Annotated in this window: 27 protein-coding genes, 4 tRNA genes and 1 riboswitch; of the genes, 24 read left to right on the top strand and 7 right to left on the bottom strand. The window is 76.0% G+C overall.

Annotated features, from left to right (window positions below; translation table 11 throughout):
* Positions 1-55: 55 nt before the first annotated feature.
* The 6 genes from menD (at position 56) to V9U69_RS05730 (ending at position 6,689) form a co-directional block, all read left to right on the top strand.
* Complete coding sequence (gene menD, locus V9U69_RS05755; protein WP_337060368.1) at positions 56-1,762, top strand: 2-succinyl-5-enolpyruvyl-6-hydroxy-3-cyclohexene-1-carboxylic-acid synthase; 1,707 nt, start codon at positions 56-58, stop codon at positions 1,760-1,762.
* A gap of 139 nt (positions 1,763-1,901) precedes the next feature.
* Positions 1,902-2,948 (top strand): acyltransferase family protein, encoded by a 1,047-nt coding sequence (locus V9U69_RS05750; protein ID WP_337060366.1) that lies wholly within the window; start codon positions 1,902-1,904, stop codon positions 2,946-2,948.
* Positions 2,949-3,022: 74 nt separating this feature from the next.
* On the top strand, positions 3,023-3,736 hold the full coding sequence (locus V9U69_RS05745) for a demethylmenaquinone methyltransferase (RefSeq protein WP_337060365.1): 714 nt from the start codon (positions 3,023-3,025) through the stop codon (positions 3,734-3,736).
* A 65-nt stretch (positions 3,737-3,801) separates the two neighbouring features.
* Positions 3,802-5,127 carry a geranylgeranyl reductase family protein gene (locus V9U69_RS05740; RefSeq protein WP_337060364.1) on the top strand — a complete coding sequence of 442 codons (1,326 nt, stop codon included), beginning with the start codon at positions 3,802-3,804 and terminating at the stop codon, positions 5,125-5,127.
* A 10-nt stretch (positions 5,128-5,137) separates the two neighbouring features.
* Entirely contained in the window at positions 5,138-6,169 is a 1,032-nt protein-coding gene (locus V9U69_RS05735) for a polyprenyl synthetase family protein (RefSeq protein ID WP_337060362.1), read from the top strand.
* Positions 6,170-6,287: 118 nt separating this feature from the next.
* On the top strand, positions 6,288-6,689 hold the full coding sequence (locus V9U69_RS05730) for a hypothetical protein (protein ID WP_337060361.1): 402 nt from the start codon (positions 6,288-6,290) through the stop codon (positions 6,687-6,689).
* A 25-nt stretch (positions 6,690-6,714) separates the two neighbouring features.
* On the opposite strand, the gene rarD is transcribed toward V9U69_RS05730, so the two are convergent.
* Positions 6,715-7,710, bottom strand: a complete 996-nt coding sequence (rarD, locus tag V9U69_RS05725; RefSeq protein ID WP_442907618.1) for an EamA family transporter RarD — start codon at positions 7,708-7,710, stop codon at positions 6,715-6,717.
* An 85-nt stretch (positions 7,711-7,795) separates the two neighbouring features.
* On the opposite strand from rarD, the gene V9U69_RS05720 reads away from it, so the two are divergent.
* From V9U69_RS05720 to htpX, 6 genes are all read left to right on the top strand, one after another.
* Positions 7,796-9,199 carry an FAD-dependent oxidoreductase gene (locus V9U69_RS05720; protein ID WP_337060358.1) on the top strand — a complete coding sequence of 468 codons (1,404 nt, stop codon included), beginning with the start codon at positions 7,796-7,798 and terminating at the stop codon, positions 9,197-9,199.
* Positions 9,200-10,009 carry an electron transfer flavoprotein subunit beta/FixA family protein gene (locus V9U69_RS05715; protein ID WP_337060357.1) on the top strand — a complete coding sequence of 270 codons (810 nt, stop codon included), beginning with the start codon at positions 9,200-9,202 and terminating at the stop codon, positions 10,007-10,009. It abuts the gene before it with no gap.
* On the top strand, positions 10,006-10,977 hold the full coding sequence (locus V9U69_RS05710; RefSeq protein WP_337060356.1) for an electron transfer flavoprotein subunit alpha/FixB family protein: 972 nt from the start codon (positions 10,006-10,008) through the stop codon (positions 10,975-10,977). Before V9U69_RS05715 ends, V9U69_RS05710 begins: the two co-directional genes overlap by 4 nt.
* Positions 10,978-11,024: 47 nt before the next feature.
* Positions 11,025-11,113, top strand: a riboswitch (SAM riboswitch).
* A 5-nt stretch (positions 11,114-11,118) separates the two neighbouring features.
* On the top strand, positions 11,119-12,468 hold the full coding sequence (locus V9U69_RS05705) for an MFS transporter (RefSeq protein WP_337060355.1): 1,350 nt from the start codon (positions 11,119-11,121) through the stop codon (positions 12,466-12,468).
* Entirely contained in the window at positions 12,465-13,859 is a 1,395-nt protein-coding gene (locus V9U69_RS05700) for an LLM class flavin-dependent oxidoreductase (RefSeq protein ID WP_337060354.1), read from the top strand. The genes V9U69_RS05705 and V9U69_RS05700 overlap by 4 nt, the downstream gene beginning before the upstream one ends.
* Positions 13,860-13,938: 79 nt before the next feature.
* Positions 13,939-14,826 carry a zinc metalloprotease HtpX gene (htpX, locus tag V9U69_RS05695; RefSeq protein WP_337060353.1) on the top strand — a complete coding sequence of 296 codons (888 nt, stop codon included), beginning with the start codon at positions 13,939-13,941 and terminating at the stop codon, positions 14,824-14,826.
* Between the two features lie 130 nt (positions 14,827-14,956).
* Here htpX and V9U69_RS05690 read toward each other — a convergent pair whose 3' ends face one another.
* On the bottom strand, positions 14,957-15,448 hold the full coding sequence (locus V9U69_RS05690) for a YajQ family cyclic di-GMP-binding protein (RefSeq protein ID WP_337060351.1): 492 nt from the start codon (positions 15,446-15,448) through the stop codon (positions 14,957-14,959).
* 96 nt (positions 15,449-15,544) lie between these two features.
* Between V9U69_RS05690 and V9U69_RS05685 the strand changes: the two genes are divergently transcribed.
* From V9U69_RS05685 to V9U69_RS05650, 8 genes are all read left to right on the top strand, one after another.
* Positions 15,545-15,626: transfer RNA gene (locus tag V9U69_RS05685), tRNA-Tyr, on the top strand.
* 84 nt (positions 15,627-15,710) lie between these two features.
* Positions 15,711-15,782 (top strand) — tRNA-Thr (locus tag V9U69_RS05680).
* Between the two features lie 33 nt (positions 15,783-15,815).
* Positions 15,816-15,888 (top strand) — tRNA-Met (locus tag V9U69_RS05675).
* Positions 15,889-16,041: 153 nt separating this feature from the next.
* The gene (rpmG, locus tag V9U69_RS05670) at positions 16,042-16,209 is read left to right on the top strand and encodes a 50S ribosomal protein L33 (protein ID WP_012085006.1); all 168 of its coding nucleotides are present in this window, start codon (positions 16,042-16,044) and stop codon (positions 16,207-16,209) included.
* Positions 16,210-16,228: 19 nt separating this feature from the next.
* Positions 16,229-16,690 (top strand): FAS1-like dehydratase domain-containing protein, encoded by a 462-nt coding sequence (locus tag V9U69_RS05665; protein WP_337060350.1) that lies wholly within the window; start codon positions 16,229-16,231, stop codon positions 16,688-16,690.
* The gene (locus V9U69_RS05660; protein ID WP_337060348.1) at positions 16,687-17,112 is read left to right on the top strand and encodes a MaoC/PaaZ C-terminal domain-containing protein; all 426 of its coding nucleotides are present in this window, start codon (positions 16,687-16,689) and stop codon (positions 17,110-17,112) included. The genes V9U69_RS05665 and V9U69_RS05660 overlap by 4 nt, the downstream gene beginning before the upstream one ends.
* Positions 17,109-18,332, top strand: coding sequence for an MFS transporter (locus V9U69_RS05655; protein WP_337060346.1), 1,224 nt, complete (start codon positions 17,109-17,111; stop codon positions 18,330-18,332). The genes V9U69_RS05660 and V9U69_RS05655 overlap by 4 nt, the downstream gene beginning before the upstream one ends.
* The gene (locus V9U69_RS05650; RefSeq protein WP_337060344.1) at positions 18,329-19,432 is read left to right on the top strand and encodes a UDP-N-acetylmuramate dehydrogenase; all 1,104 of its coding nucleotides are present in this window, start codon (positions 18,329-18,331) and stop codon (positions 19,430-19,432) included. The genes V9U69_RS05655 and V9U69_RS05650 overlap by 4 nt, the downstream gene beginning before the upstream one ends.
* On the opposite strand, the gene V9U69_RS05645 is transcribed toward V9U69_RS05650, so the two are convergent.
* From V9U69_RS05645 to V9U69_RS05625, 5 genes are read right to left on the bottom strand one after another with little or no spacing between them, the layout of a single operon-like run.
* On the bottom strand, positions 19,398-19,790 hold the full coding sequence (locus tag V9U69_RS05645; protein ID WP_337060343.1) for a GntR family transcriptional regulator: 393 nt from the start codon (positions 19,788-19,790) through the stop codon (positions 19,398-19,400). The genes V9U69_RS05650 and V9U69_RS05645 overlap by 35 nt on opposite strands.
* Complete coding sequence (locus V9U69_RS05640) at positions 19,787-20,707, bottom strand: hypothetical protein (RefSeq protein ID WP_337060342.1); 921 nt, start codon at positions 20,705-20,707, stop codon at positions 19,787-19,789. Before V9U69_RS05640 ends, V9U69_RS05645 begins: the two co-directional genes overlap by 4 nt.
* 35 nt (positions 20,708-20,742) lie before the next feature.
* Entirely contained in the window at positions 20,743-21,807 is a 1,065-nt protein-coding gene (locus tag V9U69_RS05635; protein ID WP_337060340.1) for an adenosine deaminase, read from the bottom strand.
* A gap of 22 nt (positions 21,808-21,829) precedes the next feature.
* Positions 21,830-22,267 carry an ACT domain-containing protein gene (locus V9U69_RS05630; protein WP_337060338.1) on the bottom strand — a complete coding sequence of 146 codons (438 nt, stop codon included), beginning with the start codon at positions 22,265-22,267 and terminating at the stop codon, positions 21,830-21,832.
* On the bottom strand, positions 22,264-23,496 hold the full coding sequence (locus V9U69_RS05625) for a pyridoxal phosphate-dependent aminotransferase (RefSeq protein WP_337060337.1): 1,233 nt from the start codon (positions 23,494-23,496) through the stop codon (positions 22,264-22,266). The genes V9U69_RS05630 and V9U69_RS05625 overlap by 4 nt, the downstream gene beginning before the upstream one ends.
* A gap of 163 nt (positions 23,497-23,659) precedes the next feature.
* On the opposite strand from V9U69_RS05625, the gene V9U69_RS05620 reads away from it, so the two are divergent.
* From V9U69_RS05620 to rplK, 4 genes are all read left to right on the top strand, one after another.
* Positions 23,660-23,732 (top strand) — tRNA-Trp (locus tag V9U69_RS05620).
* 111 nt (positions 23,733-23,843) lie between these two features.
* Complete coding sequence (secE, locus tag V9U69_RS05615; RefSeq protein ID WP_242126788.1) at positions 23,844-24,071, top strand: preprotein translocase subunit SecE; 228 nt, start codon at positions 23,844-23,846, stop codon at positions 24,069-24,071.
* Between the two features lie 62 nt (positions 24,072-24,133).
* Positions 24,134-25,120: a transcription termination/antitermination protein NusG gene (gene nusG / locus V9U69_RS05610; protein WP_337060335.1), complete on the top strand. Its 987-nt coding sequence runs from the start codon at positions 24,134-24,136 to the stop codon at positions 25,118-25,120.
* Between the two features lie 166 nt (positions 25,121-25,286).
* Positions 25,287-25,718: a 50S ribosomal protein L11 gene (rplK, locus tag V9U69_RS05605; RefSeq protein ID WP_337060333.1), complete on the top strand. Its 432-nt coding sequence runs from the start codon at positions 25,287-25,289 to the stop codon at positions 25,716-25,718.
* The last annotated feature ends 37 nt before the right edge of the window (positions 25,719-25,755 follow it).

Here is a 25,755-nt window from a genome sequence, read left to right as displayed (position 1 = left end):
GCTCCCACACGCCCCTCGGCGCGAGGCACCGCCCGCCACGGGGTCCAATGGGGGGGTGAACCCCTCGACCGCGCTCGCGACGGTCCTCGTCGACGCGCTGGTCTCCCTCGGCCTGCGCCACCTCGTCCTCTCGCCCGGTTCGCGCAGCGCGCCGCTCGCCTACGCGGCCGCCGCGGCCGCCGACGCGGGCCGGCTCCGGCTGCACGTGCGCGTCGACGAGCGCAGCGCCGGCTTCCTCGCCCTGGGGCTGGCGCGCGGCGCCCTGACCCGCGGCGAGGACCCGCTCGTGGCGGTGGTGACCACGTCGGGCACCGCCGTGGCGAACCTGCACCCGGCCGTGCTGGAGGCCTCCCACGCCGGGGTGCCGCTGCTGGTGCTGTCCGCGGACCGCCCGCACGAGCTGCGCGGTTCCGGCGCCAGCCAGACCGCCGACGCCCAGGCTCGGCTGTTCCTGCCGTCGGTGCGCTTCTCCGCGGACGTGCCCGCCCCCGCGGACGCGCACCGCCAGGCGCCGGCGTGGCGCTCGGTGGTGGCCCGGGCGGCCGCCGCGGCCCGCGGCTCCCGCGGCGGGGGCGCGGGCCCGGCGCACGTCAACGTCGCCTTCGCCGACCCGCTGACCCCCTCGCCGGGCACCGCCCCGGCCGGGGACGCCGGGCTGGCCCGGGTGGAGCGGGCCCCCGCCCCGGCGCCGGTGCTGCTGCCGCGCGGCCCGCGCACCCTCGTCCTCGCCGGCGACGCCCCCGACGCGGCGGTGGGGGCCGCCGCCCGCGCGCTCGCGGAGGACGCCGGCTGGCCGCTGCTGGCCGAGCCCAGCTCCGGGGCGCGCGGCGGGTCGCAGGCGGTGGGTCCGTACCGGCTGGTCCTGGGCGCCGCCGACGCGGACGGCCCGCTGGACGCCGCCGAGCGCGTCGTCGTCTTCGGCCACCCCACCCTGTCGCGGCCGGTGAGCCGCCTGCTGGCCCGCGACGACGTCGAGCTGGTCGTGGTCAGCGCCGCCGGCACGTGGCCGGACGCGGGGTTCCGCGCCGCGCGGGTGCTGCCGGCGGCCGCGGTGGCGGGCCCGCCGGGGGAGCGCGAGTCCGAGTTCTCCGCCCGGTGGGCGCGGGCCGGGAAGCTGGCGGCCGAGGCCGTGGACGCGGTGCTGGACGGCGAGGCCGCCGCCGGCGCGTCCAGCGGCCCGTGGGCGGCGCGCGAAGCGGTGGCGGCGTGCGCGGCGGACGGCTCGGCGTTCGTGGTCGCCGCCAGCAACCCGGTGCGCGACGCGGACCTGGCCGCGCCCGTCGCCGGGGTGCCGGCGGTGTCCAACCGCGGCCTGGCCGGCATCGACGGCACCCTCGCCACCGCGTGCGGGGTGGCGCTGGCCCGCGGCGGCGGTGCGCGCCTGCTGGTGGGCGACCTGGCGTTCCTGCACGACGCGAACGCGCTGCTGCCGGTGCCGGGGGAGCCGCGGGCGGACCTGACGGTCGTGCTCGTCAACGACGACGGCGGCGGCATCTTCGAGACGCTGGAGCACGCCTCCTCGGTGCCGCGCAGCACCTTCGAGCGGGTGGTGGCGACCCCGCACGGGGTGGACGTGGCCGCGCTGTGCGCCGCGTGGGGGGTGCCGCACGAGCGGCCCGCCACGCCCGCGGCCGCGGCCGCCGCGATCGCCGCGCCCCCGTCGGGGGTGCGCGTGGTGGAGCTGCGGGTGCCGCGCGACGAGGTCGCCGCGCGGGCCCGCCGCGTCGCCGACGCGGTGCGGGCGGCGGTCGCCGCGGGCTGAGCGGTGCCGGGCTGAGCGGTGCCGGGGGTTGTGGGGGCGGCCCGCCCTCCCTACCCTCACGTCACGGCAGAGGATCCACCGCAGGGCCGGCCCGTCGCCGCCGCGGCGCGTCACCACGACCCACGACCGGGGGACCGCGATGACCACCACCACCGACGCCGCCACCGGGGCCGGGCGCGCCTCGCGGGGGCACCGCATCGCCTGGGCCGACGCCGCGAAGGGGCTGGCCATCGCCCTCGTCGTGCTGACCCACGCCGCGATCTTCCTCGGTGAGGCCGGGCACGGCAGCCCGCTGTGGCGGGACGTCAACAAGCTCCTGACCGGCGTGCGGATGCCGCTGTTCTTCACCGTCTCCGGCCTGCTCGCCGCCTCCGTGGCGTCGCAGCCGTGGCGGGAGGTGCTGCGCCGCCGGGTCGTGCCCTCCGCGTGGCTGTTCGTGCTGTGGCTGGTGCTGACGACGGCGTTCTTCACGGCCGGGGTGTGGGTGCAGGCCGGTCAGCCCGCCGGGCCGTCGGAGTTCGCGCTGGCGCTGGTGCGCCCGCACACGGAGCTCTGGTACCTGTACGCGCTCGCCGTCTTCGCGGTGGTGGCCCGTCTGCTGCGGCCCGCGCCGCCCGGGGCGCAGCTGGCCGCGGCCGCGGTGCTGTCCGTCACCACGAGCGCGGGGCTGACCGCGACGGGCAGCTGGGCGTGGGACAACATGGCCGCCTACCTCGTCTTCTTCCTCGCGGGCGCCCACGGCCGCCGGGTGCTGCCGCGGGTGGTGGAGGGCGTCGGGGTGCTCGGCACCGCGCTGCTGCTGGTGACGTTCACGCTGCTGGCGGCGGCGGTCTCGCTGCTGGACCTGCACCTGGTGCCCGGGCTGCCGCTGCTGCGCGGCGCCCTGGGGGTCCTGGGGGCCTCGGCGGCGTGCGCGCTGCTGGTGCGGCGCTGGCCGCGCACCCCCTTGCGCGCCCTGGGCCGCGCCACGCTGCCGGTCTACCTGACGCACGTGCTGTTCATCGCGCTGCTCACCACGGCGCTGGAGCTGCTCGTCCCCGAGGCCCTGCCCCGGGCGGTGCGGCTGCTGCTGCCGGTGGCCGTGACGGTCCTGGTGGTGCTGGCCGGGGTGGCGGTGCGCGGGGCGCTGGCGCGGGTGCCGGGGCTGCTGGCGCCGCCGGCCGCGCTGGTGCCCGCCGGCCGCTGAGGCCCCCGGGCACCAGCGCCGCCGGCGCCTCACCGACGCGCTGGTGCCCGCCGGCCGCCTGAGAGGATGGTCCCGTGACGACACCGGGGCGCGAGCTGGCCGACCTGACGAAGCGCCCCCGGCAGGTGTCGGCGATGTTCGACGACGTCGCGGACCGCTACGACCTCACCAACGACGTGCTCTCCGCCGGTCAGGACCGGCTGTGGCGGCGCTCGGTGGTGCGGGCGGTGGACGCCCGGCCGGGGGAGCGGGTGCTGGACCTGGCGGCGGGCACCGGCACCTCCAGCGAGCCGTTCGCCGACCGCGGGGTGCGGGTGGTGCCGTGCGACTTCTCCCGCGGGATGGTGCGCACCGGCAAGCTGCGCCGCCCGGACCTGCCGTTCACGGCGGGCGACGCCACCCGGCTGCCGTTCGCCGACGGCGTCTTCGACGCGGTGACGATCTCCTTCGGGCTGCGCAACGTCGTGGACGTGGACCGCGCCCTGCGTGAGATGGCCCGCGTGGTGCGCCCGGGCGGGCGGCTGGTGGTGTGCGAGTTCTCCACCCCGCCGAACCCGCTGCTGCGCCGGGCGTACGGCGCCTACCTGCACCACGGCCTGCCGCGGGTGGCGAAGCTGGTCAGCTCGCACGGCGAGGCCTACGGCTACCTCATGGAGTCCATCGACGCCTGGCCGGACCAGCGGTCCCTGGCGGCGCGGATCGGGGCGGCCGGCTGGGAGGGCGTGCGCTGGCGGGACCTGTCCGCCGGGATCGTCGCGCTGCACCGGGCCGTGCGGTCGGCGGCCTGAGCGCCGCGAACTACACTCGACGGAGCTCGTGAAGGTTTTCACGAGCGGGGACGACGGAGGACCAGGTGACGGTCGAGACCGGTGGTGCGCTCAGCGCCGCCCAGCGCGCGGCTGACGACGCCGACGTCCTCGTCGTCGGTGCCGGGCCGGCCGGCTCCACGCTGGCGCGGTACCTGGCGGCGGCCGGCCGGCGCGTGCTGGTGCTGGAGAAGAGCGCCTTCCCGCGCGAGAAGGTCTGCGGGGACGGGCTGACCCCCCGCGCCAGCCGCGAGGTGGAGTTGCTGGGCCTGCCCACCCCCGCCGCGGACGGCTGGGTCCGCAACCGGGGCCTGCGCCTGCTCGGCGGCGGCGTGCGCCTGCAGGTGCCGTGGCCGGAGATCAGCGACTTCCCCTCCTACGGGCTGGTGCACACGCGTTCCCGCTTCGACCAGGCGCTGGCCGAGCACGCCCGCGCCGGCGGCGCCACCGTCCTGGAGCGCACCTCCGTCACCGCCCCCGTGGTGGACGAGCGCACCGGCCACGTCGTGGGCGTGCGCGCCCGCCCGGTGGACGACAAGGGCCGGCGGGCCGGCGAGGAGCGCGTCTTCCGCGCGCCCGTCGTGGTGGCCGCCGACGGGGTGGGCAGCCGCCTGGCGCTGTCGATGGGTCTGCACCGGCGCGACGACCGCCCGCTGGGCGTGGCGGTGCGCACCTACTTCCGCAGCCCCCGCCACGACGACGACTGGCTGGAGAGCTGGCTGGAGCTGCGCGAGCCGGGCGCGCGACCGCACGAGCTGCTGCCCGGGTACGGCTGGGTGTTCGGCGTGGGCGACGGCACCAGCAACGTCGGCCTGGGCGTGCTGAAGGCCGACGCCGGCTCCGGCGACGTGGACTACCGCGACCTGCTGCGCCGGTGGCTGTCCTCGATGCCGCCGGAGTGGCGCTTCGACCCCGAGCACCAGGTGGGCGAGGTGCGCGGGGCGGCGCTGCCGATGGCGTTCAACCGCACCCCGCACTACACGCGCGGCCTGCTCCTCGTCGGCGACGCCGGCGGCATGGTCAACCCGTTCAACGGGGAGGGCATCGCGTACGCCATGCAGTCCGCGCGCCTGGCCGCGGAGGTCCTGGACGGCGCGCTGGACGCCCCGGACGCCCGCTCCCGCGAGCGGGCCCTGCACGGCTACCCGGCCGCGGTTCGCGCGGAGCTGGGCGGGTACTACACGCTGGGACGCGTGTTCGTCTCCCTCATCGGCCACCCGGAGGTCATGCGCGCCGCCACCCGCTTCGGGCTGCCGCGGCCGGGCCTGATGAAGCTGGTGGTCAAGCTGCTGGCGAACCTCGCCGACCCGGCGTCGAAGGACGCCACCGACCGCGTGGTCGTGGCGCTGCAGCGACTGGCGCCCGCGGCGTGAGGAGCGACGCGTGAGGAGCGACGTGACCGGTACCAGGACGAGCGCGGGCACCGGCCTGCCGACGGCCGACCCGGCGCTGGAGTCCGCGCTGCGCGAGGGGCTGGAGGTCGTGGAGGAGCGGCTGCGCGAGGCGGTCGGCAACGTCGACCCGCTGGCGGACGCGGCCTCGCGCCACCTGGTGCAGGCCGGCGGCAAGCGGGTGCGGCCGATGCTGACGCTGCTGGGCTCCCGCTTCGGCGACCCCTCCCGCCCGGAGGTGGTGGACGCCGCGGTGGTGGTGGAGCTGACCCACCTGGCCTCGCTGTACCACGACGACGTCATGGACTCCGCCCCCACGCGGCGCGGCGCCCCGGCGGCGCAGCACGTGTGGGGCAACAACGTGGCCATCCTCACCGGCGACCTGCTGTTCGCGCGCGCCTCCAACGTGGTGGCGGGCCTGGGCCCGGAGGCGGTGCGGGTGCAGGCGCAGACCTTCGAGCGGCTGTGCCTGGGGCAGCTGCACGAGACGGTGGGGCCGCGCCCGGACCAGGACGCGGTGGCCCACTACCTGGACGTGCTCAGCGACAAGACCGCCTCCCTGATCGCCACCGCGGGCCGCTTCGGCGCCCAGTTCGCCGGCGCCGCCCCCGAGGTGGTGCGGGCGATGGTCGCCTACGGCGAGGACGTGGGGGTGGCGTTCCAGCTCGCCGACGACGTGCTCGACCTGACCAGCGACGTGGGCGACTCCGGCAAGCGTCCCGGCACCGACCTGCGCGAGGGGGTGCCGACGCTGCCGGTGCTGCTGGCCCGCCGCGCCGCCGCCGGGGGCGACGCGGACGCGGTGCGGCTGGTGGCGCTGCTGGACTCCGGCCGCCTGGGCGACGACGACGTGCTGGCGGAGGCCGTGGCGGCGCTGCGCGCGCACCCGGTGACGCGCGCGGCGCGGGCCACGGCCCGGGAGTGGGCCGAGCGCGCCACGACCCACCTGGTGGACCTGCCGGACGGCGCGGCGCGCCGGGCGCTGGAGACGTACGCGGGCACGGTCGCCGACCGCGTGGGCTGACGTCGCGGCCGCGGGCCGCGCTGGTGCGGTCGCGGTCGGTGAGGACGGCGGGACCGGACGGGTGGTCGCCGCGCCGGCCGGCCGTTCCCGGGCCCGGACCGCAGCAGGATCGACGTCCGTGCCCCCTCGACACCGCGCCCCCGGTCGTGCCCGCTACCTGCCCGCGGTGCGGGTCGACCGCCTCCTGGTGGTCGCGGCCCTGGCCTCCAGCGCCGCGGCGGTGGTGCTCAGCCGGTCCGGCCGGCGGTCCCTGGCCGTGGCGGTGGGCGGCCTGGTGCTGGCGGTGTCCGCGGTGCTGGCCGAGCGCCGGGCGCGGCGGGAGGCGGGGCGCGTGGACGTCGTCGAGCCCCCGCTCGCCCCGCGCCCACCGGTGGTCCGGGTGGACCTGCTGCCGCGCGACGCCGCTCCCGCGCCGCGCGTGCTGCGCGCCCGCGCCGCCGCCCGGGCGGCGGTCGAGCACCACGAGGAGGCCCCGCCGCCCCTGGTGCTCGACGTGGACGAGCCCGAACCCGCCCGCTGAACGGCTCGCGGCGGCCGCCGGGCCGTCAGGTGCGCGGGCGCGGGAGCGCCGGCCGGCGCCGTCGCTGGGCGCGCAGCGCGTCGGCGGTGAGCAGCGCCAGCGCCGCCCACACCAGCGCGAAGCCCACCCACCGGGAGGCGGGCATCGTCTCGCCCAGCACCAGCGCGGCGGCGAACTGCAGCACGGGGGTGGCGTACTGCAGCAACCCGATCGTGGTCAGCGGCACCCGCCCGGCGGCCAGCGCGAACAGCAGCAGCGGTGCCAGGGTGGTCGGCCCGGACAGCACGGTGAGGACCACGTGGTCGGCGCCGCCGGCGGTGAACGTGGAGCGCCCGGTCGCGCCGATCCAGGCCAGGGTCGCCGCGGCGGGCAGCACCAGCACGCCCGTCTCCACCGTCAGCCCCGTCAGCGGGTCCACCCCGGTGCCGCTGCGGGCCAGGCGGTTCTTCAGCAGCCCGTAGGTGCCGAAGGACACGGCCAGCGCCAGCGCCATCCACGGCAGCCTGCCGAGGTCGGCGGTGATGACGACGACGGCGGTGGTGCCGACGGCGACCGCGGCCCACTGCGTCCGCCGCAGGCGCTCGCGCAGCACCAGCACCCCCAGCAGCACCGTCACCAGCGGGTTGACGAAGTACCCCAGGGACGCCTCCAGCACGTGCCCGCTGGTCACGGCCAGGCCGTACACGCCCCAGTTGACGGCGATGGCCACGGCCGCCACGGCCAGCAGCCGCAGCTGCGCGGGGGTGCGCAGCACCCGCAGCACGGCCGGCCAGCGGCGCAGCGCCGTCAGCAGCAGCACCGACAGCGCCAGCGACCACACGACCCGCTGCGCCAGCAGCTCCAGCGCGCCGGTGGGCAGCAGGGCGTGGAAGTAGAACGGGAACAGCCCCCACAGCACGTAGGCGCCCGCGCCGGCCAGGAGCCCGCTTCGGGAGCCGGCACCCGCGGCGGGCGGGCCGGAGCCGCGCTGCGGGCCGGGTGCGGCGGGGGCGGTCGGGCGGGGTTCCTCCACACCGCGCATGGTGCCGTCCGGGGGTGGGTGCCCGACGCATTAGGCTTGCCTGCGCAGTCGACCGCCGACGTCGAGACGAAGGACACCAGATCCCGTGAGCACCCAGCGTCCGCTGCGCGTGGCCGTCGTCGGAGCCGGGCCGGCAGGCATCTACGCCTCGGACATCCTCTCCAAGGCCGACCTGTCCGCGACGGGCTTCGACGGCGTGAGCATCGACCTGATCGAGCGCCTGCCCGCCCCCTTCGGCCTCGTGCGCTACGGCGTCGCGCCGGACCACCCGCGCATCAAGCAGATCGTGGTCGCCCTGGAGAAGGTCCTGGGCCGCGGCGACATCCGCCTGCTGACGAACGTGGACTTCGGCACGGACCTGACGCTGGAGGACGTGCGGCGCCACTACGACGCCGTGGTGTTCTCCACCGGCGCCATCGAGGACGCGCCGATGGCGATCCCGGGCGTCGACCTGCCGGAGAGCTACGGCGCCGCCGACTTCGTCTCCTGGTACGACGGGCACCCGGACTACCCGCGCGAGTGGCCGCTCCAGGCCTCCACCGTCGCGGTCCTGGGCGCCGGCAACGTCGCGCTGGACGTGGCGCGCATGCTCGCCAAGCACGCCGACGACCTGCTGCCCACGGAGATCCCGGACAACGTCTACGAGGGCCTGAAGGCGTCGAAGGTCACCGACGTGCACGTCTTCGCCCGCCGCGGCCCGGCGCAGGCGAAGTTCTCCCCGCTGGAGCTGCGCGAGCTGGGCCACGTCCCCGACGTCGACGTCCTCGTCGACCCGGAGGACTTCGAGTTCGACGAGGGCTCGATGGCCGCCATCGACAAGTCGAACCAGACCAAGCAGGTCGTGAAGACCCTCACGGACTGGACGCTGAAGGAGGGCGACGGCACCGCCTCCCGGCGCATCCACCTGCACTTCCTGCACGCCCCCGTGGAGATCGTCGGCACCGACGGCCACGTCAGCGCGCTGCGCACCGAGCGCACCCGCCTGACGGGCGACGGCACGGTCGAGGGCACCGGGGACGTGCGCACCTGGGACGTGCAGGCCGTGTACCGCGCGGTCGGCTACTTCGGCTCCCCGCTGCCGGGCGTGCCGTTCGACGAGCTCAAGGGCGTCATCTCCAACCACGAGGGCCGCGTGCTCTCCCCGGAGGGCGAGCACCTGGGCGGCGTGTACTGCACCGGCTGGATCAAGCGCGGGCCCGTCGGCCTCATCGGGCACACCAAGTCCGACGCCTCCGAGACGGTCCGCCACCTCGTCGCCGACGCGGCCGGTCTCGAGCGCGCCGCCGAGCCGGACCCGCAGGCCGTGCTGGACGCGCTGACGGCCAAGGGCGTGGAGGTCCTCACCTGGAACGACTGGGAGGTCCTGGACGCCTACGAGCGGGCGCTGGGCCAGCCGCACGGCCGCGAGCGCGTCAAGGTCGTCCCCCGCGAGGACATGATCAGGTACTCGCGCGAGGTGCTCGCCGAGGCCGCCGCCCGGGAGGCCTGAGTGCGCGTCGTCGTCTGCGTCAAGCACGTCCCCGACATCCAGTCGGCCCGCTCCTTCCGCGAGGACGGGCTGCTGGCCCGCGGCGGCGAGGACGACACCCTCAACGAGCTGGACGAGGACGCGCTGGAGGCCGGGCTGCGCCTGGTCGAGGCGCACCCGGTCGCGGAGGGCGCCGAGCCGCACGAGGTCGTCGCCCTCACCGTCGGGCCCGCCGCGGCCGTGGAGGCCCTGCGCCGCGGCCTGGCGATGGGTGCCACGAGCGCGGTGCACGTGCGCGACGACGCGATCGCCGGTTCCGACGCGATCGCCACCGCCCGCGTGCTGGCCGCGGCGGTGCGCCGCGTGCACGCCGAGCGGCCGGTGGACGTCGTGGTCGCGGGCATGGCGGGCCTGGACGGGCTGACCTCCCTGGTGCCGGCCGCCCTGGCGGCCCTGCTGGACTGGCCGCAGCTCACCCTCGCCGACCGCATCACCGTCGAGGACGGCACCGTGCGGGTGCGCCGCGAGACCTCCACCGACGTGGAGGAGCTCAGCGCTCCCGCGCCGGCCGTGCTGTCGGTGACCGACCAGGCGTTCCGCGCCCGGTTCCCCGACTTCAAGGGCATCCTCGCCGCCCGCAAGAAGCCGGTGGAGGTGCTCTCCCTCGCCGACCTCGGCGTGGACCCCGCCACCGTGGGCCTGGACGGGTCCGCGGCCCGGGTCGTGGAGGCCTCACCCCGCCCCGAGCGCTCGGACCGGGTGCTCGTGACCGGCGGCGCGGAGACGGTGCCCGCTCTCGTGGACTACCTGGCGCAGAAGGGTTTCGCGTGAACGTCCTCGTCCTGCTCGACCACGGCGACGGGCGGCTGCGCCCCACGGCCCTGGAGCTGCTGACCCTGGCGCGCGACCTGCCGGACGCGCGGGTGCACGCCGTGTGGATCGGCCCCGCACCGGCCGAGGAGGTGCGCGCGCAGGTCGGCGCGCACGGGGGCCACGCGCTGCACCACGTGCTCGTCGACGGCGCCGACGACCGCCTGACCGCCTCCGTCGTGGACGCGCTGGAGGCGGTGCGCGCCGAGGTGGACGCCCCGCTGCTGCTGGTGGCCTCCACGTTCGAGGGCAAGGAGGTCGCCGCCCGCCTCGCCGTGCGCACCGGCGCGGGGGTCGTCACCGGCGCCGGCGGCCTCGAGCGCGACGCCGACGGCCGCTTCACGGCGGTCAAGACGGTCCTGGCGGGGACGTGGACGACGCGCTGCGCGCTCACCGGGCCGTTCGGCGTGGTGGCGCTGGCCCCGAACTCCGTGCAGGCCGCGCCCGCGGCGCAGGCCGCACCGGCCGAGGTGGTCGAGCACCGCGTGGCGGCTTCGGCGGCCGCGCGCGCGGTCACCGTCCACTCCCGTGAGGCCCGGCCCACCTCGGACCGCCCGGCGCTGGCCGAGGCGGAGGTCGTGGTCGTCGGCGGCCGCGGCGTGGAGGGCGACTTCTCGGCCGTGGAGGAGCTCGCCGACGTGCTCGGCGGGGCCGTGGGCGCCACCCGCGTCGCCACCGACGAGGGCTGGATCGGGCACGAGGCCCAGGTGGGGCAGACGGGCGTGACGATCAGCCCGCGGCTGTACGTGGGTGCCGGCGTGTCCGGCGCGGTGCACCACCGCGGCGGCATGGCGGCCTCGGTGACCGTCGTGGCGGTGAACAGCGACCCGGACGCCCCGATCTTCGAGTTCGCCGACTACGGGATCGTGGGCGACCTCAACGAGGTCCTGCCCGCCCTCAGCGAGCAGATCCGCAGCCGCCGCGGCTGACCCGCCGCGGTTTGCGCGCGGGCGATCGGGTGCCCTAGGTTCCTGGACGACCATCCAGAGCGGCTGAGAGACCTGGCTCGACGACGCCGCAGCAACCACCCCTCGGGGAAGGTGCTTCCGCCAGGACCGATGGGAGTCCCGGTGAGCGCTGCTCGTGTCGTCGTCCCCGCTGCCGTCGACCGCCGCGTCCTGCGGCGGCGCGCCGCGCTCGGCAGCTTCGTCGGCACCACGATCGAGTGGTACGACTACTACCTCTACGGCACGGCGGCCGCGCTGGTGTTCGCCCCGCTGTTCTTCCCGCAGGTCGGCGGTGCTGTCGGGGTCGTCGCGGCGTTCGCCACGTACGCGGTGGGCTTCATCGCGCGCCCGCTGGGCGGCGCGGTCGCCGGTCACCTGGGGGACCGGCTGGGGCGCAAGAAGGTCCTGGTGGCGTCCCTGCTGCTCATGGGCGCCTCGACGGCCCTCATCGGCCTGCTGCCCACCTACGCGGCCATCGGGGTCGCCGCGCCCGTGCTGCTCGTGACCGCCCGCCTGCTGCAGGGCTTCTCCACCGGCGGCGAGTGGGGCGGTGCCGTGCTGCTGGCGGTGGAGCACGCCCCCGAGCGGCGCAGGGGGTTGTTCGGCGCCGTGCCGCAGATGGGCTCGGCCGCGGGCATGGTCCTGGCCAGCGGGGGCTTCTGGCTGACCCGCACCCTCACCACCCCCGAGCAGTTCCTCTCCTGGGGCTGGCGGGTGCCGTTCCTGGCCAGCGCAGTGCTCGTCGTGGTCGGTCTGGTCATCCGGCTGAAGGTGACCGACTCGCCGGTGTTCTCGGACCTGCGCCGCGCCGGTGCCGTCGCCCGCCGCCCGGTCGCCGACGTGCTGCGCGAGGACGCCCGCGGGGTGCTCCTGACCAGCGGCATGCGCCTGGGCCAGATCGGCGGGTACGTCCTCTACACCGTCTTCGCCCTGAACTACCTCACCGAGCAGGTGCGCGCCGACGGCGCCGACGTGGGCCTGCTCGCCGTCCTGGTCGTCTCCGTGCTGAGCCTGGCCACCACCCCGCTGTGGGGACTGGCCTCGGACCGCTTCGGCCGCAGGCCCGTGTACCTGTTCGGGGCGCTGCTCACCGCGGTGTTCACCGGGCCGGCGTTCCTGCTGCTCGACACCGGTTCCACCGTGCTGATCGTCGGCGCGCTCGTCGTCGCCGTGAACCTCGGGCACGACAGCATGTACGGCGCGCAGGGGGCGTTCTTCGCCGAGCAGTTCCCCGCGCGCACCCGCTACAGCGGCGCCTCGCTGGGCTACTCCATCGGCGCGGTCCTCGGCGGCGGGCTGACCCCCCTCGTCGCGGCTTCGCTGCTGGCCCTGGCCGGCGGCGCGCCGTGGCTGGTCGCCGGCTTCGTCAGCGCACTGGCGCTGCTCACCGCCGCCTGCGCCGCCGCGGCCCCGGAGACGGCCCACCGGCCCCTGGACACCACCTCGAAGAACCTGGAGACCGTCGTCCCGTGAGCACCGCACCGCTTCGCCTGAACGCCTTCGCCATGGCCTGCGTGGGGCACCAGGCCGCCGGGTTGTGGGCGCGCCCGGAGGACCGCAGCGCCGAGTACCGCACCCTGCGGTACTGGACGGACCTGGCGCAGCTGCTGGAGCGCGGGGGTTTCGACGCCCTCTTCCTCGCCGACGTCCTCGGCGTGTACGACGTGCACGGCGGCTCGCGCGACGCCGCCGTGCGCGCGGCCGCCCAGGTGCCCGTCAACGACCCGCTCATGGCGGTCTCGGCCATGGCCGCGGTCACCGAGCAGCTCGGTTTCGGGCTGACGGTGACGACCACGTACGAGCAGCCGTACGCCCTGGCCCGCCGGCTGACCACGCTGGACCACCTCACCGGCGGCCGCGTCGCCTGGAACGTCGTCACCGGCTACCTCGACTCCGCGGCCCGCAACCTCGGCTTCGACCGGCAGGTGCCGCACGACGAGCGCTACGACGTCGCCGAGGAGTACCTCGAGGTCTGCTACAAGCTCTGGGAGGGGTCCTGGGAGGACTCCGCCGTCGTGCGCGACGCCGAGCGCGGGGTGTACGCCGACCCGGCGAAGGTCCACGACATCGACCACCACGGCCGCTGGTTCGACGTGCCCGGCGCGTTCCTGTGCGAGCCGTCCCCGCAGCGCACCCCGGTGGTCTTCCAGGCGGGTTCCTCGCCGCGCGGGCAGGAGTTCGCCGCCCGGCACGCCGAGTGCGTCTTCGTCATCGGCCCCACCGCGAAGCACGTCCGCCGCACCGTCGACTCCCTGCGCGAGCGGGTGGAGCGCGCCGGGCGCGACCCGCGCTCGGTCAGCGTCTACGCGGGGCTGACCGCCGTGGTGCGCCCCTCCGACGCGGAGGCGACCGCGCTGCTGGCCGACTACCGGGCGCGCGCCAGCAGGGACGGCGCGCTGGCGCTGTTCGGGGGCTGGACGGGCGTGGACCTGGCCGGCCTGGCGCCGGGGGAGCCGCTGCAGCACGTCACCACCGACGCGAACCGCTCGGCGCTGTCGTCGTTCACCAGCGACCCGGACCGCACCTGGACGGTGGACGACCTGGCCCGCTTCGTGGCCGTCGGCGGGCGCGGCCCGGTGCTGGCGGGCTCGCCGGCCACCGTGGCCGACGCCCTGGAGGAGTTCGCGGAGGTCTCGGGCGTCGACGGCTTCAACCTCATGTACGCGACGATGCCCGGCACGTTCGCCGACGTCGTGGACCACCTGGTGCCGGAGCTGGCCCGCCGGGGGCGCACCGCACCGCCGGTCGCGCCGGGCACCACGCTGCGCGAGCGGCTGGGCTCGGGCGAGGGGGCGCGGCTGGCCGCGTCCCACCCCGGCGCGGCGCACCGGCGCCCGGCCGCGGGCGCCACGGCCCGGGCCTGAGGCGCCGCGCGGAACGATCGCGCGGCGCGGCGCGTTGCACCCCTGGCTGGACCCGGACCAGGGAGGACGAGAGCGCCCGATGCACCGTCACCACAACGGCCTGAAGACCGCGGTCCTCTTCGGGGCGATCTGGGCGGTCCTGCTCCTGATCGGCGGGCTCCTCGCGTCGGCGTTCCGCGTCCCGGCGCTGCTGCTGGTCTTCGCGGTGATCGGGGTGGTCACCTCCGCCTACGGCTACTGGAACTCCGACAAGCTCGCCCTGCGCGCCATGCGTGCCCGGCCGATCTCGGAGGCCGAGCAGCCGGCGATGCACCGGATCGTGCGGGAGCTGTCCACCCGCGCCCACCAGCCGATGCCGCGGCTGTACGTGTCGCCGACGATGGCGCCCAACGCGTTCGCCACCGGCCGCAACCCCGGGAACGCCGCGGTGTGCTGCACCGAGGGCATCCTGCAACTGCTGGACGAGCGGGAGCTGCGCGGTGTGCTGGGCCACGAACTGCAGCACGTGTACAACCGCGACATCCTCACGTCCTCGGTGGCGGGGGCGCTGGCGGGCGTCATCACGTCCGTCGCCCAGTTCGCGCAGTTCGGCGCGTTCTTCGGCGCCGCGGGCGGGCGGGACGGCGAGGGGCGCACCAACCCGATCGCCGTGCTGGCGCTGTCGCTGGTGGCCCCGCTGGCAGCCACCGTCATCCAGCTCGCCATCTCCCGCACCCGCGAGTACGACGCCGACGAGGACGGCGCGCGCCTGACCGGCGACCCGCTGGCCCTGGCGTCGGCGTTGCGCAAGCTGGAGCTGGGCACCCGGCAGCTGCCGCTGCCGCCGGAGCGCGAGCTCGTCAACGCCAGCCACATGATGATCGCCAACCCGTTCCGGGGGCAGGGCTTCAGCCGGTTGTTCTCCACCCACCCGCCGATGGCCGAGCGCATCGCCCGGCTGGAGGCGATGGCCGGCTACCGCCGCTGACGCGGGGGAGCCGACCGGCGCTCGGGCGGGGACGGGCTCGACCCGGTCGGGCCTCCGGAGCAGCCGGCGAGCGCGAGGGCCGCCCCCGGCGCGCGGGGTGCCGGGGGCGGTGGCGCTCACGGGCGCCGGGTCAGCGGTAGTTGACGAACTGCAGCGCCACGTCGAGGTCGGCGCCCTTGAGCAGCGCGATGACCTCCTGCAGGTCGTCGCGGCTCTTGGAGCTGACGCGCACCTCGTCGCCGGTGACCTGGGTCTTGACGCTCTTCAGGCCGCTGTCGCGGACGATCTTGCCGATCTTCTTGGCGACGTCCTGGTCCAGGCCCTCCTTGAGGGTGGCCGTGATCCGGTGCTCCTTGCCCGAGGGGGTGGGCTCGGAGGTGTCCAGGGCCTTCAGCGACACCCCGCGCTTGATCAGCTTGGTCTGCAGGACGTCCAGCACGGCGTTCACGCGGTCCTCGGAGTTGGCGACCATGAGGATCGTCTCGCCGCTCCAGCGCACCGAGGCGTCGGTGCCCTTGAAGTCGTAGCGCTGGGAGATCTCCTTCGCCGCCTGGTTCAGGGCGTTGTCCACCTCCTGGCGGTCGACCTTGCTGACGACGTCGAACGAGGACTCGCTGGCCACGTGTGCTGTTCCCTCCGGAGCGGTGCGCGCAGCCGGTTCGTCCCGGCCGCCAGACCTTGCTATCCTCTCACTCGCACCTGGTCATCCAGGCGCACTGGCGGGTTGCCCGAGCGGCCAAAGGGAGCGGATTGTAAATCCGCCGGCATTGCCTTCGTTGGTTCGAATCCATCACCCGCCACGTCGCGAGCGCGACCCGGGCCCGGCAACGGGCTCGGGTCGCGGCGTGTAGGGTGGACCTCACGTCGTGCGAGCGGCGAGCAGTGCCCCGATAGCTCAGTGGTAGAGCACTTCCTTGGTAAGGAAGAGGTCTCGAGTTCAATCCTCGATCGGGGCTCTCAGCGTCCAGCCGGCCCGCCGGTGGACGTGCGGCGGAGTAGCTCAGTTGGTAGAGCAAGCGGCTCATAATCGCTGTGTCGTCGGTTCAAGTCCGGCCTCCGCTACGGACACCGCAACGCCGTGACGAGCGGCCGCCCCGCCGGGGCGGCCGCTCGTCCTGCGTGGTGGTCCGGGCGCTCGGATCGCGTACCCTGGTGGGCGAGATCGCGGCGCTGAAGTCGCCCGCAGGACCCCAGTTCAGGAAGAGGCAACCCGCCGTGGCCAAGACCACCGACGTCCGCCCCAAGATCACCATGGCTTGCACCGAGTGCAAGGAGCGGAACTACATCACCAAGAAGAACCGGCGCAACGACCCCGACCGGCTCGACCTGGCGAAGTTCTGCCCGCGCTGCGGCAAGAAGACCACGCACCGCGAGACCCGCTGACCCGGGCACGTCCGCCGCAGTGACGTCCGTCACCGTCGACGAGTCCTTCCAGGGGCGGGTCTACCCCGCCTCCGGGGCCACCGCCGTGACCGCCGGCGCGGTCCGGGCCTTCGCCCGGGCCGTGCGGGCGGTCCACCCGGCCCACCACGACACCGCCGCCGCGCAGGCCCTGGGCCACGCGGACGTCGTGGCGCCGCCCACCTTCGCCGTCACCCTGGCGCAGCGGGCCGACGCCCAGTTCATCACCGACCCGGCGGCCGGCATCGACTACTCGCGCGTCGTGCACGGCGAGCAGTCGTTCACCCACCACCGGCCGATCGTCGCCGGTGACGAGCTGTCCGCGGAGCTGCACGTGGACCGCGTGCGCGTCGTGCGCGGCAACGCCATGGTCACCACGCGCACCGAGCTGCGCCTGGCGGACGGCACGCCGGTGTGCACCGCCGTCTCCACCCTCGTCGTGCGCGCCCCGGAGGAGCAGTGAGCACCGTCCGCTTCGAGGACGTCCAGGTCGGTGACGCCCTGCCCGCCGCCCGCCACGAGGTGACCCGCGCGGACCTGCGCGCCTACGCCGAGGCCTCCGGCGACCGCAACCCCATCCACCTCGACGAGTCCGTCGCGCGCTCCGTCGGGCTGCCCGACGTCATCGCCCACGGGATGCTCACCATGGGCCTGGCCGGCCAGAGCGCCGCCGACTGGGCCGGCGACCCCGCCGCCGTGCTCGAGTACGCCACCAAGTTCACCGCCCCCGTCGTCGTGCCCGCGCAGGGCGCGGCCGTCGTCGAGGTCGCCGGCACCGTCGCCGCGCTCGACGAGCAGCGCCGCACCGCCACCGTGGACCTCGCGGTCACCAGCGCCGGCGCCAAGGTGCTGGGCCGCGCCCGCGCCGTCGTCCGCCTGCCGTGAGCTCCGCCGCGCCGGTCGCGGCCGGCGCGGACCGCGCCGGGCTGCGCGCCCGCAACGCCGTCTTCGCCGCGTTCGTCCTCAACGGCTTCGCCTTCGCCTGCTGGGTGTCGCGCATCCCGTCGGTGCGCGACGCCCTCGACCTCAGCCCGGCCGGGCTGAGCCTGCTCCTGCTCGCCCTGTCCGTCGGCTCGGTCGTGACGATGCCGCTGGCGGGGGCCGTCGTGATGCGGCTGGGGCGCGTGCGCACCGTCGCCGCCGGTGCCGTGGCCGTCGCGGTGGGCCTGCTCGCCGTCTCCGCCGGTGCCGACGCGCTGACCAGCGTCCCCGTGGTCGCGGCCGGGCTGGTCGTCCAGGGCGCCGGCACCGCAGCCTGGGACGTGGCGATGAACGTGGAGGGTGCCGCCGTCGAGCGCCGCCTGGACCGCTCGATCATGTCCCGCTTCCACGCCGGGTACAGCCTGGGCACCGTGCTGGCCGCCGGGCTCGGCGTGCTGCTGCTGGCGCTGGACGTGCCCACCTGGGCCCACCTGGGAGCCGCGGCGGTGCTGGCGCTGACCGGGGCCCTGCTCGCCGTGCGCTCCTTCCTCGGCGCCCCGCCCGCCCCGGAGCCCGGCGAGGACGCGCCGCGCGCGGTCTCGCTGCGCACCGCCTGGCGCGAGCCGCGCACCCTGCTGCTGGGCCTGATGGTGCTGTGCATGGCGTTCGTCGAGGGCACCGCCAACGACTGGCTGGCCGTGGGCGCCGTCGACGGGTACGGCACCAGCCACGAGGTGGGGGTCGCCGCCTTCGGCGCGTTCGTGGTCTTCATGACCGTCGGCCGGCTGCTGGGGCCGGTCGTGCTGGAGCGCACGGGCCGGGTCGCCGCGCTGCGCGGCTGCGCCGCCCTCGCCGTGGCCGGGGTGCTGGTGTTCGTCCTGGCCCCCTCCGTGCCGGTCGCGGTGGCCGGTGCGGCGCTGTGGGGGGTGGGCACGGCCCTCGGCTTCCCGCTCGGCATGAGCGCCGCCGCCGACGACGAGGCCGGCGCCGCCGCCCGCGTCAGCGTGGTGTCCTCCGTCGGGTACGCCGCCTTCCTCGCCGGCCCGCCCCTGCTCGGCCTGCTCGCCGAGCACGTCGGTGTCCTGGACGCCCTGCTGGCCGCGGCCGTGGCCTCCGCGCTGGCCCTGGCGCTCTCCGGCGTCGCCCGCCCGCCCGCCGCCGTCCGCCCCGGGAGCAGCCCGTGACCACGCCCGCCACCACCACCGGTCCGCTCATCGCCCCGCTGACCTCCCTGCGCGTGGGCGGTCCCGCCCGCCGCGTCGTCGTGGCCCGCACCGAGGACGAGCTCGTCGCGGCGGTGCGCGAGGCCGACGCCGCGGGCGAGCCGCTGCTGCTCGTCGGGGGCGGCTCCAACCTGCTGGTGGCCGACGCCGGCTTCGACGGCACCGTCGTGCACGTGGCCACCACCGGCGTCCGGCTGGGCTCCGAGGACGCCTGCGGCGGGGCCGTGGTCACCGCCGCGGCGGGGGAGCGGTGGGACGCGCTGGTCGCCCGGGCGGTCGCGAGCGGTTGGTCGGGCGTGGAGGCGCTGTCCGGGATCCCCGGCACGGTGGGCGCCACCCCGGTGCAGAACGTCGGCGCCTACGGCCAGGACGTCTCGCAGACCATCGCCACCGTGCGCACCTTCGACCGCGTGGCGGGCCGGCAGCGCACCTTCGCGGGGGCGGACCTGCGCTTCGGGTACCGCACCTCCCGGCTGAAGACCGAGCGGGTGGCCCTGCACGGGGAGCACGCCGAGAGCCGCTACGTCGTGTTGGACGTGACGTTCCAGTTCCGCTTCAGCGACCGCTCCGCCCCGGTCGGGTACGCGGAGCTGGCCCGCCGCCTCGGCGTCGAGGTCGGCGACCGGGTGCCGATGACGCGGGTGCGCGCCGCCGTGCTCGCGCTGCGCGAGGGCAAGGGCATGGTGTGGGACGAGGCGCACCTGGACGACCACGACACCTGGAGCGCCGGGTCGTTCTTCACCAACCCCGTCCTGACGCCGCAGGAGGCGGCGGTGCTGCCCGAGGACGCCCCCCGCTACCCGGCCGGTACCGGCGCGGACGGCGAGCCGCTGGTGAAGACGAGCGCCGCCTGGCTGATCGAGCGCGCCGGCTTCGGCAAGGGGTACGGCGCCCCCGGCCCGGCGACGCTGTCCACCAAGCACGCCCTGGCGATCACCAACCGCGGCTCGGCGCGCGCGGAGGACCTGCTCGCCCTGGCGCGCGAGGTCGCCGCGGGCGTGCGCGAGAGGTTCGGGGTGCGGATCGTCAACGAGCCGGTGCTCGTCGGCTGCGCGCTCTGAGCAGCGCGTCGCGCACCAGGTCGACCACCTCCTCCTCGTCCAGCCCGGCCTGCAGCGCCCGCTCCACGTAGCCCTCCGCGGCCCAGCGGACCTCCTCGTCCACCGGGGCGGCGGAGGCGGTGACGACGGTGCCGGTGCGGCGGCGGGAGACGACCAGCCCGGCCAGCTCCAGCTCCCGGTAGGCGCGCTGCACCGTGCCCAGCGCCAGGCCGAGGTCGGCGGCCAGCGCCCGGGCGGCCGGTAGCCGGTCCCCGGTGCGCAACGCCCCCGTGGTGACCAGGGTGGCCACCTGCCGGCGCAGCTGCTCGTAGACGGGGACCGGCGAGGCGGTGTCCACGAGGACGCGCAGCGCGGTCACGCCGCACCCGCCGACGCGCGCTCGCGCCGCAGACCCGGGGCCGGCCAGAAGAGCGTGGCGAGGCCCGCGAGCGCGACCGCCGGTGAGCTCCACAGCGCCACCCCCGCCAGCGCCCGCCACCCCCACGGCGGTGCCGAGGTGCGCAGGTCACCGGCCGCGAGCTGGTAGTCGCCGCCGAGCCCGGTGGCCGAGACGCCGGCGAGGAGGAGCAGGCCCGCCAGCGTCAGGGTGGCGGCGGCCGTGGAGGTGCGCAGCACTCGGTGGGCGGCCACCCGGCGCAGCGCGGCGTCCGTGGCCTCGTCGGCTGCCGGGACCGACGGCCGGACCGGGACGAGGTGCAGCACGGCCGCCGTGACCACGGCGGCGAGCAGCCCCAGGGCGCAGACCGGGGCGGTGAGCGCAGCGCCCGGGAAGGTGCCTGCGCTCCAGGTCGCCAGGCCGTCGGGGGAGGACCACTCCACCGAGCGCCCGTCCTCGGCTCCGAGGGCGGCGCCGAGCAGGCACACCGCGGCGAGCAGCGCTCCCGCTGCGACGGCGCAGCGCAGCAGGCCCGGGGAGGCGCCGTCGCGCACCGAGCGCGCCAGCAGCCGCGCGCTGCGCACCCGGGTCAGCGGCCGCGGCCAGGTCGCCTCCGCCGCGAGGGCCACGAGCGCGTAGGCGGTGGCCGCGGCCAGGGGCAGGGTCACGACGAGACGCTCCTCGTGCAGTCGCCAGGCACCCGCCAGGAACGCGGCAGCGGTGCCGCCCCCCGCCAGCGCCGCCAGCCCCGTCCACACCTCACCCCTGCGGCGGGCGCCGGCCACGGGAAGCGGCAGCGAGGCGGCCGGTACCCGGCGGTGCACCGCGAGGGCGGCGGCTCCGCCCGCGAGCCCCAGGGCCACCAGCAGGGGCCCCAGCACGACCAGACCTGAGAACACGTCGACCTCCCGGCACATTGACTCGACTCATTGAGTCAATCACGTCGCGCCCCTCCGTGTCCGCCCTCCGGTGCCTCCGGAGCGGCGGCCAGCCAGTCGTCCGCCTCGGCGTGCAGCGCCCGCTTCGTCGCCGCCGCCGCCAGCGAGGCGCTGATCGACGCCTTCGCCAGCCCCGCCAGCGCGGCGTCGTCCAGCCCGTGGTCCTCCCGGGCGCTGCGGTACTGCGCCACCAGGCGCGGGCCGAACAGCAGCGGGTCGTCCGCGCCCAGCGCCACCGTCGCCCCCGCCTCCAGCAGCCGCCGCAGCGGCACCGCCGCCAGGCCCTCGTACACGCCCAGCGAGACGTTGCTGGCCGGGCACACCTCCAGCGCCACACCGGCGTCCACCACGCGGGCCAGCAGCTCCGGGTCCTCGGCGCACCGCACCCCGTGCCCGAGGCGGTCCGGGCGCAGCGTCTCCAGCGTCCGGCGCACGTGGGCGGGGCCGAGCAGCTCCCCGGAGTGCGGCACCGCGGCCAGCCCGGCGCGGCGGGCGATGCCGAAGGCCCCGGCGAACTCCGCGGTGTCCCCGCGCCGCTCGTCGTTGGACAGCCCGAAGCCGACGACCGTGCCCGGCCCGTCCCCGGCGTGCCGGGCCGCCAGCCGCGCCAGGGCTCGCGCGTCCAGCGGGTGGCGCGTGCGGCTGGCGGCGACCACCACCGCCACCTCCGTGCCCGTCAGCGTCGTCGCCTCCCGCGCCGCGTCGAGCACGACCTCCAGCGCCGGGGTGATGCCGCCGAGGTGCACGGCGTACGAGGTGGGGTCCACCTGCAGCTCCAGCCGGCGCGAGCCCTCCGCGGCGTCGTCGGCGGCGGCCTCCAGCACGATCCGCCGCATGTCGTCGGCGGTGCGCACGCAGGAGCGCGCGGCGTCGTACAGGCGCTGGAAGCGGAACCAGCCCCGCTCGTCCGGCGACAGCGACAGCATGTGCTGCCCGGACAGCGCCGCGGGCAGGCGCACCCCGTGCACCTCGGCCAGCTCCAGCAGCGTGCTGGTGCGCATCGACCCCGTGAAGTGCAGGTGCAGGTGGGCCTTGGGCAACGTCTCCAGCGCGCGCGTCACGCTGCGTGAGTCTGCCAGCGCGTCAAGTGGTCGGCTGGTCGGTGCCGGACAGCGCGGTGAGCACCCGCAGAGCCTCGTCGGCCTGCGCGACGGGCACCAGCACGTGGTCGTGGAAGCGCCCGGCGATCACGTTGGCGGGCACCCCGGCGGCGGCCAGCGCGGCGCTGACGGCGGCGGTGAGCCCGACGGCGTCCAGGGCGGAGTGCACCCGCAGCGTCAGCCACGCGTACCGCTCACCCTCGGTGACCGGTTCACCGAGCTCCCCGGCGCGCTCGGCCGGCAGCACGAGGGTCAGGCCCTCGTCCTCGGCGACGGTCGCCTCGGGGACCAGCCCGGCGGGCAGGTCGGCGACCGTGCCGCCCGGTGGCAGGTGCCGGTGGGTGAACTCCCCGGGGCGGCGCACCGGGCGCAGCGAGCGCAGCAGGACGGCGAGGTCGCGCTCTCCGCCGGGGGTGCTCACACCACCTCGGCCAGCAGCCGCTGGATCCGCCCCGCGCCCTCCTCGAGGTCGGCGTCGGCGAGCGCGTAGGACAGCCGCAGGAAGCCGCTGGGCCCGAAGGCCTCGCCCGGCACGACGGCCACCTCGGCCTCCGTGAGGATCAGCTCGGCCAGGTGCGCCGAGGAGGTGATCTCGCTGCCCCGCAGCGTCCTGCCGATGAGCGCCTCCACGGAGGGGTAGGCGTAGAAGGCCCCCTCGGGCAGCGGGCACTCGACGCCGTCGATCGCGGAGAGCATCTCGGTGATGCGCCGGCGGCGGCGGTCGAAGGCGGTGCGCATCGTCGCCACGGCGTCCAGGTCGCCGGACAGGGCGGCGATCGCGGCGCGCTGGGAGACGTTGGCGACGTTGGAGGTCAGGTGCGACTGCAGGTTGCCCACCCCCTTCACCACGTCCGCCGGGCCGATCAGCCAGCCCACCCGCCAGCCCGTCATGGCGTACGTCTTCGCCACGCCGTTGAGCACCACGCAGCGCTCGGCCAGCTCGGGCACCTCCACGGGCATCGACGCAGCGCGAGCGCCGTCGTAGACGAGGTGCTCGTAGATCTCGTCGGTGACCACCCACAGGCCGTGCTCGTCGGCCCAGCGCCCGATCGCGCGGACCTCCTCGGGGGAGTAGACCGCGCCGGTGGGGTTGGAGGGGGAGTTGAACAGCAGGACCTTGGTGCGCGGGGTGCGCGCGGCCTCGAGCTGTTCGACGGTGACCTTGTAGCCCTGCTCGAGCCCGGCGAAGACCTCCACGGGCACGCCGCCGGCCAGGCGCGCCGCCTCCGGGTAGGTCGTCCAGTAGGGCGCGGGCAGCAGCAGTTCGTCGCCCGGGTCCAGCAGCGCCGCGAAGGTCTCGTAGACGGCCTGCTTGCCGCCGTTGGTGACGAGCACCTGCGAGGGGGCGACCTCGTAGCCGGAGTCGCGCAGCGTCTTGGCGGCGATCGCCTCGCGCAGCGCGGGCAGGCCGCCGGCGGGGGTGTACCGGTGGTTGGCCGGGTCGGTGCAGGCGGCCACGGCGGCCTCGACGACCGCGGGAGGGGTGGGGAAGTCCGGCTCCCCGGCGCCGAAGCCGACGACGGGCCGGCCGGCGGCCTTGAGCGCCTTGGCCTTCGCGTCCACGGCGAGGGTCGCGGACTCGGCGATGCCGGCGACGCGGGCGGACACTCGGGTGCGGGCGGGGGCGCTCGGAGCGGACACGGCTCCCATCCTGGCACTGCCGCCCGGTGCCCGTCCGCTCCACGCGCCGGGCGCCGGGGCGCCGGCCGGGAGGGTGCGGGTTCGACTCCGCGGCGTGTTCTCGCCTAGAGTGCTCGTCGGCGGGCTCGTCCCGCCGTGGTGGAGCGTGCCCCACGGGGTCGCCGAACCGCTCAGGGCAGTGGCGCAATTGGTAGCGCACCGGTCTCCAAAACCGGCGGTTGTGGGTTCGAGTCCCTCCTGCCCTGCGAGCACCACCCGCGTCCCCCGGGGACGCGCCCGCCGCACCCAGCGCGCAGCGGGGCAGCACCAGGCGAGTCAGCACCGGAGCACCGGCAGACGGTGGGGAGCAGGTCGACGTGAGCGAGACGAAGGCCGCGGACCGCGCGGCGGCCAAGCGCCGCGGCGGGATCCTGCTCTTCCTGCGCCAGGTCGTCGAGGAGCTGCGCAAGGTCGTCTGGCCCACGCGCCGCGACCTGCTGAGCTACACGGGCGTCGTCCTGGTCTTCGTCGCGGTGATGATGCTCTTGGTGTCCGTCCTGGACTACGGCATCGGCAAGCTCGTCCTGCTGGTGTTCGGGTCCTGACGGACGGCGGCGCACCGCTGCGGTGCGCGGAGTCCCTATCCCGAAGGAAGCAGGTCAGCACCGTGTCGGAGCAGTGGGGTCCCTCGCTCGGCGAGCGGCGCGCCGACGACAGCCCTGAGGGCGACGAGTCGTTCGGTCCGGTCAGCGACGAGGTGTTCAGCGCCGCGCCCGAGCCCTCGCCCGTGCCGGTGGGCGCGTACGAGGACGAGCGCGCCGAGGCGGACGCCTCCCTGACGGGCTACGACGCCGAGGACGTCGCCGCGGACGTGGAGGCCGACGCCGAGGCCGAGGTCGAGCAGGCAGCGGACCTCCCGGACGTCCCCCTGACGGACGCCGTGGGCGCACCCGAGGGCGAGGAGGCCCACGACCTCGGTGCCGCGGGCCCGGTGGACGGCGACCCGGTGGGCGAGGTCGACGAGCTGGACGCGGACGTCGACGAGGCCGAGGAGTTCCGCAAGAAGCTGCGGCGCATGCCGGGCGAGTGGTTCGTGATCCACAGCTACGCCGGCTACGAGAACCGCGTGAAGACCAACCTCGAGACCCGCATGACCAGCCTCAACATGGAGGACTACATCTTCCAGGTCGAGGTGCCCATGGAGGAGGTCGTCGAGGTCAAGAACGGCCAGCGCAAGAACGTCCGCCGGGTGCGCATCCCCGGCTACGTGCTGGTGCGGATGGACCTCACCGACGAGTCGTGGGGCGCCGTGCGGCACACCCCCGGCGTGACCGGCTTCGTGGGCAACACCCACCAGCCGGTGCCGCTGTCGAACGACGAGGTCTTCTCGATGCTGGCGCCCGCGCTGCAGCAGAAGCCCAAGCAGGGGGGCGCGGCCGGTGCGGCCGCCACCGACGGCGCGCCCGCGGCGGCGCCGCGCGCGGTGGAGTTCGAGATCGGCGAGTCGGTCACGGTCATGGAGGGTCCCTTCGAGACCCTGCCGGCGACCGTCTCCGAGATCTCCGCGGACCGCCAGAAGCTCACCGTGCTGGTCTCGATCTTCGGGCGCGAGACGCCCGTGGAGCTCAACTTCAACCAGGTCGCCAAGATCTGACGGCGTCCCGAGCGCCCGAGCGAGCCCCCGGCCCCCGTGGCCGGGGGCTCGCTCGTCGTGCGCGCCCGGCCCGCGCCGGCGCGTACACTGGACGGCGGCCTCAACCCGTCGTCGCCCGATCCGCGGGCACCGATACGGCCACCCCCAGCACCCGAAGGGATCGCGCATGCCCCCCAAGAAGAAGGTCGCCGGCCTCATCAAGCTCCAGATCAAGGCGGGCCAGGCCACGCCCGCGCCGCCGATCGGCCCCGCGCTCGGTCAGCACGGCGTGAACATCATGGAGTTCTGCAAGGCGTACAACGCGCAGACCGAGGCCCAGCGCGGCAACGTGATCCCGGTCGAGATCACGGTCTACGAGGACCGCTCGTTCACCTTCGTCACCAAGACCCCGCCGGCCGCGGAGCTCATCAAGAAGGCCGCGGGCGTCGCCAAGGGCTCCGGCGAGCCGCACGCCACGAAGGTCGCGAACCTCACGCAGGCCCAGGTGCGCGAGATCGCCGAGCAGAAGCTGCAGGACCTCAACGCCAAGGACGTCGACATGGCGGCCCGCATCATCGCCGGCACCGCCCGGTCGATGGGCATCACCGTCTCGGACTGACGTCCTCCCCGCCGCGGCCGGCCCCACCGGGCCGGCC

It is taken from the genome of Kineococcus sp. G2 (assembly GCF_037154035.1).
GTDB lineage: Bacteria > Actinomycetota > Actinomycetes > Actinomycetales > Kineococcaceae > Kineococcus.
The sequence above is the reverse complement of the archived record's forward strand: the minus strand, read 5'-3'. Positions and strand labels throughout refer to the sequence as shown.

Bases quoted from the DNA above. Each gene is read 5' to 3' on its own strand.
- rplK (WP_337060333.1), top strand. From the start codon at position 25,287: ATGCCCCCCAAGAAGAAGGTCGCCGGCCTCATCAAGCTCCAGATCAAG.
- V9U69_RS05750 (WP_337060366.1), top strand. From the start codon at position 1,902: ATGACCACCACCACCGACGCCGCCACCGGGGCCGGGCGCGCCTCGCGG.
- rarD (WP_442907618.1), bottom strand. From the start codon at position 7,710: ATGCGCGGTGTGGAGGAACCCCGCCCGACCGCCCCCGCCGCACCCGGC.
- V9U69_RS05625 (WP_337060337.1), bottom strand. From the start codon at position 23,496: ATGGGAGCCGTGTCCGCTCCGAGCGCCCCCGCCCGCACCCGAGTGTCC.
- htpX (WP_337060353.1), top strand. From the start codon at position 13,939: ATGCACCGTCACCACAACGGCCTGAAGACCGCGGTCCTCTTCGGGGCG.